Here is a 2,140-nt window from a genome sequence, read left to right on the forward strand (position 1 = left end):
GTGTGGGTCACCTACTTTCCCACGCACATGATAGAACTCTATCCCCATGTGGTCGTGCTGTCCACGCTGCACCCGGTCAGCCCGCAAGAAACCATCAATATCGTCGAGTTCTATTATCCAGAAGATATCGTGGCGTTCGAGCGCGAATTCGTGCTGGCGCAGCGCGCCGCCTATATGGAAACCGCTCTCGAGGACGACGAAATCGCCGAGCGCATGGATGCCGGCCGGCTGGCATTGATGCGGCGCGGCGTGGACGAACACGGGCCGTATCAGTCACCCATGGAAGACGGCATGCAGCATTTTCACGAATGGTATCGCCGCATGATGGGCCAGGCGCGGCCCGGCCTAGCGAGGCCCGGCCTAGCGCGGCCCGGCCAGGATTGACCTGCACCGGCCTGGACCGGGTCGGTCCGAACCTAGCCGCGCGCTACCGGGCGCGCGGGATCGCTGCACCACTCGCTCCACGAACCCGGATACAGTGCGGAACCGTGCAAGCCAGCCAATTCCATGGCGAATAGATTATGGCTGGCGGTGATACCTGAACCGCACTGATGCACAATTTGGTCGGCCCGTCGCCCCTGAAGGACCTCGTTGAAATCGTGGCGCAATTCGGCCGCCGATTTGAAGCGTCCGTCGTCCCGCACATTCAGCGTATTGGGGCGATTCAAGGCTCCCGGTATGTGTCCTGCCACGGGATCCATGGGCTCGACTTCGCCGCGATACCGGTTGGCCGCCCGCGCGTCGAGCACAGTGAAGGACGGCTCGTGGATATTGGCCAGTACCTGATGGGCGTCTACCGTAGGCATGCCCGCCTGGCCTGGATAGCCTGGATTTTCGATGGCCTGCGCCTCGGTTATCGCCGGCACACCGGCACAGCGTTCTACAGCTCCGCCAGCCGCCACCCATGCGGGCCATCCACCATCGAGCACCGCGACATTGCCATGCCCCAGCCAACGCAGCATCCACCACAGATGGGCGGCGTACATGCTGTTGCCGCCATCGTAGACAACTACCATAGTGTCGGGGATCAAGCCTTGGGCACGCATGAGAGCGGCAAATTCCGACCGGGAAGGCAAGGGATGCCTCCCGTTTTTCCCCGTGCGCGTTGCGGACAACTGGCTTTCGTGATCCAGGTAGAGGGCGCCCGGAATATGCCCTTGCTCGTAGGCCGCCCTGCCCGCCGCATGATCGGCTAGATCATGCCTGACATCAAAAACCAGCCAGCCGGAAGCCGGCAACTTATCTATCAAGGTAGGCGCATCGATCAATAGATCAGACATTTCGGGGCTCCTGTTCGTTTGTGACATTTGTTGCGCCGCTACCGGAGGCTTGCATGACCGTTAAGGTCTGGCCTTTCATGACGCGATCCTCGCTGTAGGTTCGCCATATGGACAGCAGACCCGAAGCGATGATCATGGCCATGCCTCCCCATGCGATCGCATCGGGCAAGTCGTCCCAGAAAAGGATGCCCAGCATGGCGGCAAAAATGATGGTGGTGTATTGGAGGGCAGCCGTCAAGAGCGCCGAACCCAGGCCGAAAGCACGCGTCATGGCCAGTTGTCCCACGAGGCCCAGCACGCCAACGCCGGCCAGTGCCAGCCAGGCGACGACATCGATATCGCGCCACCCTTCGGCCGCAACGCCGCCCAGACTGGTCAGGCACACGCAGCACGAAAAGATGAGCACGGTGCGCCATTCCGGCTCACCGACCCGACCCAATTCCCTGACCTGCATCATGGCGATCGCAGACAGAGCGCCGGCACCCAGGCCCAACAAGGCGGCAAACCAGTGTTCTTCAGCTATGCTGGGGCGCAGCACCGCAATCACGCCGATAAAACCGAACAGCACGGCAATCAGGCGGACAGGGTCGCGCTGCGAACCGCCTTGCGCGAGCATCCAGCCGGCGATGAACAGGGGAGCCGTGTAATTCAGGCTGATAGCCGTTGAGAGAGGCAGGTGCGAGATGGCAAAGAACCCCAGCCACATCGATGTGACGCCGGAAACATTGCGCCACAGGTGCAGTTTCCAGCTTGGCGGCCGCAGCCGCCGATGCGTGAGCTTGGCCCAGCACAACAGCAGCAGCACCGAGGGAATGCCCCGGAACAGGACCACATGCGGCAAAGACGCCCCATAATCGGAG

The 2,140-nt window shown here is 61.9% G+C and carries 3 protein-coding genes; 1 reads left to right on the forward strand and 2 read right to left on the reverse strand.

The genetic code is table 11. From position 1 onward, the window contains the following. On the forward strand, window positions 1–384 hold a 384-nt coding region (locus tag V6M52_RS00745), incomplete at its 5' end, for an SRPBCC family protein (protein ID WP_332698392.1). A 32-nt stretch (window positions 385–416) separates the two neighbouring features. Here the strand turns inward: V6M52_RS00745 and V6M52_RS00750 are convergent. Both V6M52_RS00750 and V6M52_RS00755 read right to left on the reverse strand, forming a co-directional pair. Beyond that, window positions 417–1,280: a sulfurtransferase gene (locus tag V6M52_RS00750; protein WP_332698395.1), complete on the reverse strand. Its 864-nt coding sequence runs from the start codon at window positions 1,278–1,280 to the stop codon at window positions 417–419. Continuing rightward, window positions 1,273–2,112 carry a DMT family transporter gene (locus tag V6M52_RS00755; RefSeq protein WP_332698398.1) on the reverse strand — a complete coding sequence of 280 codons (840 nt, stop codon included), beginning with the start codon at window positions 2,110–2,112 and terminating at the stop codon, window positions 1,273–1,275. Before V6M52_RS00755 ends, V6M52_RS00750 begins: the two co-directional genes overlap by 8 nt. Window positions 2,113–2,140: the final 28 nt, after the last annotated feature.

It is taken from the genome of Devosia sp. (genome assembly GCF_036676215.1).
In the GTDB taxonomy this organism is placed as follows: Bacteria; Pseudomonadota; Alphaproteobacteria; order Rhizobiales; family Devosiaceae; genus Devosia.